Source organism: Amphibacillus sp. MSJ-3, from assembly GCF_018919165.1.
In the GTDB taxonomy this organism is placed as follows: Bacteria; Bacillota; Bacilli; order Bacillales; family Amphibacillaceae; genus Amphibacillus.
On sequence record NZ_JAHLQM010000019.1, the window covers coordinates 46,065 to 52,388 of the forward strand.

At 35.6% G+C, this 6,324-nt stretch carries 6 protein-coding genes; all 6 read left to right on the forward strand.

Features of this window, described 5'->3' with window-relative positions; all coding sequences use genetic code 11:
• Nucleotides 1–2: 2 nt before the first annotated feature.
• On the forward strand, nt 3–560 hold the full coding sequence (frr, locus tag KQI76_RS07410) for a ribosome recycling factor (RefSeq protein ID WP_216399690.1): 558 nt from the start codon (nt 3–5) through the stop codon (nt 558–560).
• Nucleotides 561–971: 411 nt separating this feature from the next.
• The gene (locus tag KQI76_RS07415) at nt 972–1,736 is read left to right on the forward strand and encodes an undecaprenyl pyrophosphate synthase (RefSeq protein ID WP_216399691.1); all 765 of its coding nucleotides are present in this window, start codon (nt 972–974) and stop codon (nt 1,734–1,736) included.
• A 23-nt stretch (nt 1,737–1,759) separates the two neighbouring features.
• Nucleotides 1,760–2,551 carry a phosphatidate cytidylyltransferase gene (locus KQI76_RS07420; RefSeq protein ID WP_216399692.1) on the forward strand — a complete coding sequence of 264 codons (792 nt, stop codon included), beginning with the start codon at nt 1,760–1,762 and terminating at the stop codon, nt 2,549–2,551.
• A gap of 399 nt (nt 2,552–2,950) precedes the next feature.
• Entirely contained in the window at nt 2,951–4,207 is a 1,257-nt protein-coding gene (gene rseP, locus KQI76_RS07425; protein WP_216399693.1) for an RIP metalloprotease RseP, read from the forward strand.
• A 182-nt stretch (nt 4,208–4,389) separates the two neighbouring features.
• A complete protein-coding gene (locus tag KQI76_RS07430) occupies nt 4,390–6,087 on the forward strand; it encodes a proline--tRNA ligase (protein WP_216399694.1) in 1,698 nt (565 codons plus the stop codon).
• Nucleotides 6,088–6,228: 141 nt separating this feature from the next.
• Nucleotides 6,229–6,324, forward strand: a 96-nt coding sequence (locus KQI76_RS07435) for a transposase (protein WP_216399526.1), incomplete at its 3' end; no start/stop codon positions are given.

The following is a 6,324-nucleotide window of genomic DNA, read 5'->3' on the forward strand; positions in this document are numbered from 1 at the left end:
AAATGTCAGAAACAGTTATTAAAGATATTCGACAAAAAATGCAACAAGCAATTCAGTCTTTTTCTAAAAATTTAGCTACTGTTCGGGCAGGACGGGCCAATCCAGCTCTCCTCAATAGTGTATTCGTTGATTATTATGGTGCACAAACACCTTTAAATCAATTAGCAACGATTACAGTACCTGAAGCCCGGCTATTGATGGTTACCCCATTTGATAAATCATCAATCGGTGATATTGAAAAAGGAATACAAAAGGCTGATTTAGGATTAGCTCCATCTAGTGATGGAAATGTCGTAAGGATTTCAATTCCACCATTAACTGAGGAGCGTCGTAAGGAACTCGTTAAGGTGGTAGGTAAATTTGCAGAAGAAGCTAAAATTCAAGTGCGAAATATAAGACGAGATGCAAACGATCAATTGAAAAAGGCAGAAAAAGACGGCGATTTAACTGAAGATGATTTACGTCATGCACAAGACGATGTTCAAGCTGAAACTGATAAGTTTATTAATGAAATTGATTCTTTAGTAAAAGAAAAAGAAGCAGAAATTATGGAAGTGTGATTTATGTAGAAGATGAGGTGTTACAAAAGATAGCTCTTTTGTTGCACCTTTTTCTTTTAATACTTGTAGAAGAAGATTGCTGACACTTACTAGAGCTCCTTTGCTTGGCTTGTCATTTCACCCCACATACCACTCAAAAGTACATATAAAGGTATCTGTAGATCGCGAGCAACTTTTTAATTCGAAAGCCAATTAGTTACAAATGAATTTAGTAAGATGAGTAATTGCGGCCTGTGTTGACTAAACTGTCGTTAAATTTTGGATCCTCTTTTTTAAAAACGCAAACTATAATTAAAGTTTATTAGTGAATCTTAAGCTATTACATGGTAAACTGTAAAAAGATATTCAAAGAAAAAAGATCTGTAAAGTGAATGATACATTAGATCACTGTTTAGTTATGGAGGAAAAATGATGGCATTTAGTAAATGGCCTTTTTTAAAAAAAATTAAAACTAATCATGAAAAAAATAACCAGATTACAATTATACCAGAACATGTAGCGATTATAATGGATGGAAATGGTCGTTGGGCCCGGCAACAAGGATTACCTCGTATCGCTGGACATAAGCAAGGGATGGATAACGTAAAACGAATTGTTGAAGTTGCAAATGCGTATCAAATAAAAATTTTGACATTGTATGCATTTTCAACAGAGAACTGGAAAAGGCCAGAAAAAGAAGTGAATTATTTGATGAAATTACCCCATGATTTTCTCAAAGTATATTTACCAGATTTAATCAAGGAAAATGTTAAAGTAGAAATGATTGGTCACTTTGAACAACTACCATCACATACTAAAAAGTCTATTCAACATGCCATTGATCAAACCAAGAATAATACCGGTTTGATTCTTAACATTGCAATGAACTATGGCGGTCGATCTGAGCTAGTAGAGGTCGCGAAATCAATCGCGGGGGATGTGCAAAATAATAAGGTTAAGATAGATCAAATTGATGAAAAATTAATAAATGATCGATTATTTACTGGGCACTTGCCTGATCCAGATTTATTAATTCGAACAAGTGGAGAAATTAGATTAAGTAATTTTCTTTTATGGCAACTTGCTTATACAGAGTTTTGGTTTACTGATACTTATTGGCCATCATTTTCCCGTCATGAGTTTGAAGAAGCATTACAGGCTTATCAACAACGAAAAAGAAGATTTGGTGGTTTATAATATTTAGAGGAAGGTGTTTATTTATGTTAAAGAGGACAATCACTGCGATTGTTGCTATTCTGCTTTTTTTTCCATTTGTTATTATTGGGGGATGGCCATTTTATTTAGTTATGTTACTCATTAGTTCAATTGGTTTATTTGAATTACTAAGAATGCGTAAGATGACGACTTATAAATTTCCTATGATGATAACCATGCTTTTGCTATGGGCTCTATTATTGCAAAATCTAAAGATAGATGGATTTACTCTTCCCATGATCGATCGGATGGATTTGTTACTTATTACAGCTTTATTGTTATTAATATATACAGTCTTAGTTAAAAATAAATTTACTTTTGAAGATGCTAGTTTCATGCTACTAGGAGCAGTATATATCGGATTAGGTTTTCACTACTTTATCGTAATTCAGGAAGTTGGCCTGCAATATATTTTTTATGGAATTGTTGTTATTTTAGCAACAGATACGGGGGCATATTTCTCGGGTAGTTTATTTGGAAAAAATAAACTATGGCCGGAAATTAGTCCTAAAAAGACAGTTGAAGGAGCACTTGGTGGCATTGTTTTAGCAACCATTGCTGGACTAGTCTATCAATTCATTATACCTGTTCATGATTCAGCTTTAATTGTTGTAGTTGTTTCATTTACTGCAAGTATTGTTGGTCAGATGGGGGATCTTGTTGAATCAGCTTTTAAACGACATTATGATATTAAAGATTCTGGTCGAATATTACCGGGACATGGAGGTATATTAGACCGTTTTGATAGTTGGTTATTTGTTTTTCCATTTTTACATTTCATCTATTTTGTCGCATGAAAAAAGAAGGTGCGTTTTCAGGCATATTTTTCTGGCCAAAAACTTCGTCTGGTTACGTATAATTGTCTATCTATCCGTTAATGATGCTATGTTAGGTAGTGCGAAAAAGATTACAGTGAGTAACTAATATTATATTGATAAAGATCTAGTATTTAATAGCAGTTTATCCGGCTGTCAGTCTCTAAATAAAAATTTATATTATAATAAAGCTATGGTTAGGCATATATTTAGATGGAAACATTGATCTTATCTACAATTAAAATGATAGAATAGTCTAATGTACGGGGTTTGAACTCATCTGTTTTAGCTAAGTGAATTCTTGATCAATGGCTTGCAAGAGTTGCTTATTATAAGAGAGATTGACACAAATATAAGATGGTATGGAGGAGTGAGGTTTCAGTGAACACAATTATTGCGTTTATACTCATGTTTGGATTATTAGTTTTTGTGCATGAATTTGGTCATTTTATTGTTGCCAAAAAAACAGGTATGCTCGTTAGAGAGTTTGCGATTGGCTTTGGCCCGAAAATATTCTCAATTAAAAAGTCGGAAACGCTTTATACAATTCGAATACTTCCGATGGGCGGATACGTACGTGTAGCAGGTGAAGATCCTGAAATCGTTGATTTAAAACCCGGGCAACATATCGGTTTACTATTTAATGACCAGGAAAAAGTTCAACAAATAATTATTAACAATAAAGCCATGTATCCAAACGCACATGTGATTGAGGTGGAGAGCGCAGACCTTACTCATGATCTAATTATTAAAGGGAGTTTAGTCGGCGAAGAGCAATCAATGAGTTACCAGGTAGCAGAGAATGCTGATTATATAATGGATGAAGTAGCAACTCAAATTGCTCCATATAATCGACAATTTGGCTCAAAGAACAAACGGCAACGTGCCCTGCAATTATTTGCTGGTCCATTGATGAACTTTGTCTTAACTGTTATTTTGTTTTTAATTATTGGTGCGGCTCAAGGTGTTCCTAGTGAAGATGCAAAACTAGGGGAAATTCAACCTAATAGTCCCGCCGATTTAGCCGGTTTTCAACCGGGGGATGAAATTGTTTCTATTAATGATCAGTCTATTTCGCGATGGACTGAGTTTCAGTCTATCGTTCGTGAAAATCCAGAACAGGAATTAACAATGATTGTTGATCGAAATAGTGAAAAACTTGAGATCGATGTGGTTCCGCGTATGGAACAAATTGAAGATTTAACGATTGGTCAAATTGGTGTGATGCCATATGTAGAACAATCTCTAATGAAGGCGATACCTTATAGTTTAACTGAGACATATGAATGGTCTAGGCTTATTTTTGAGAGTGTTTTGATGTTAATTACCGGTCAATTCTCTGTTGATATGTTAGGTGGACCAGTTGCTATTTATGATGCAACAGATCAAATTGTTCAAACGGGTTTTTGGAATTTTATGAATTGGACAGCTGCTTTAAGTGTTAACTTAGGGATTATTAATCTATTACCATTACCTGCTCTTGATGGTGGAAGACTGCTGTTTATTGGTATTGAAGCTGTTCGAGGTAAACCGATATCAAGTGAAAAAGAAGGATTAGTTCATTTTATCGGTTTTGCTTTATTAATGCTTTTGATGATTATCGTGACGTGGAATGATATACAACGTTTATTTATGTAAGTATTTAAGACAAAGGAATCGGATATTAACGGTTCATTTGATTTCAGATAGAAGACTCCCATTCAAGGCATGTAAAGGACCAGAGCCAGTGAAAGGCGGGAGATGAAAGTCGGTTGGCAATAGCCAATACACTTATTAAAATGACTTAGATATAATAAATAGATTAAAAAGGTGGATATAAGATGAAACAAAGTAAAACATTAATTCCAACACTAAAAGAAACACCAGCTGATGCCGATACAAGTAGTCACAAATGGCTTTTACGTGCTGGTTATATTAGACAGAACTTTTCTGGGGTCTATAGCTTTCTTCCTTTAGGAAAGCGTGTCCTTGATAAAATAGAAGCAATTGTACGTGAAGAAATGGATAATATCGGTGCTAATGAAGTGCTAATGCCCGCTCTACAGTCCGCTGATTTATGGAAAGAGACAGAGAGATGGGACAAGATGGGAGAAGAACTAATTCGCCTACATGACCGTCATGGTCGTGAGTTTGTTCTTGGCCCGACTCATGAAGAGATTGTAACGAGTTTAATTCGTGATGAAGTTAAAAGCTATAAGAAACTTCCTTTAACACTTTATCAAATTCAAACGAAGTTCCGTGATGAACGCCGGCCACGATTTGGTTTATTGCGTGGACGTGAATTTATTATGAAAGATGGTTATTCCTTCCACGATACCGATGAGGGACTAGATCAAGGTTATCAGGAAATGTACCAAGCATATTGCCGGATATTTGAACGATTAGGACTAAATTTCCGTGCTGTAATTGCTGATTCAGGAGCAATGGGGGGTAAGGACACTCACGAATTTATGGCTTTAGCCGAGGTTGGTGAAGACACAATTGCTTTTTCAACTGAATCGGACTATGCCGCCAATATCGAAACAGCAGAGGTTCTTGATATTTATGAAGTATCAACCGAAGAACAAAAACCATTAGCAAAAGTTGAGACACCAAACCAAAAGACAATGCAAGAAGTAGCGGATTTCTTAAATCATAGTTTGGATCAAGGAATGAAATCTTTATTATTTAAAGTAGATGAAGACTATGTACTGGTGGTCACAAGGGGAGACCATGAAGTTAATGAAATAAAACTCAAGAATCACCTCCATGCCAAAGAGGTAACTTTGGTAGATGAGGAGAAATCTTTAGAATTAATGAAAACCGGTTTTGGTTCTTTAGGACCAATTGGTGTGTCGGATGAAATAAAAGTCATCTGTGATTTAGCTGTTCGCTCATTAGCTAATGCATCTTGTGGTGCTAACGAGGATGGTGTACATTATATTAACGTAAACCCATCTCGCGATTTACCAGACGTAGAATACGCGGATTTACGCTTTATTAAAGAAGGTGACCGATCTCCAGATGGTAAAGGGATCATAAAATTCACCGAAGGGATTGAAATTGGCCAAGTCTTTAAACTAGGAAAATTTTATGCGGAAAAGTTAGGTGCGAATTATTTGAATCAGCAAGGAAAAGCTGAGACAGTTACGATGGGTTGTTATGGCATCGGTATTTCACGTGTTATGGCAGCAATTGTAGAGCAATACCATGATGATAAAGGGATTACCTGGCCTACACATCTTGCACCATATCAAATTCACTTACTCGTGTTGAATCATAAAAAGGCTGAGCAACGTGAACTCGCTGATCAAATTTATCAACAACTCACAGAAGCTGGTTTTGAAGTCTTATATGATGACCGCGATGAACGTGCAGGGGTTAAATTTGCTGATAGTGATTTGATTGGAATACCTTATCGAATTACGGTTGGTAAAAAAGCCAGTGATGGAATCGTAGAATGTAAGATTCGTCAATCAAATGAGCAAGACGAGCGACATGAAAGTGAATTATTAGATTACTTTAGAGAATTATTTTAACGGATTTCCGAAAGAAGTCTCCCATCCACAAGGAATGAGAAGGGCGATAGCCCAATGAGTAGATGGGAGATGAATTTCGGTTGGCTTTAGCCAAAGCTTGTGATATAATCAGTCTTATCTGGATAAAGGACTGATATACCAATGAAATTAGATAACAATAATCATTCAGTGTTCTTATTGCACTATCATCTTGTGCTGGTTGTAAAATATCGCAGACAAGTATTTGATAATGAAATA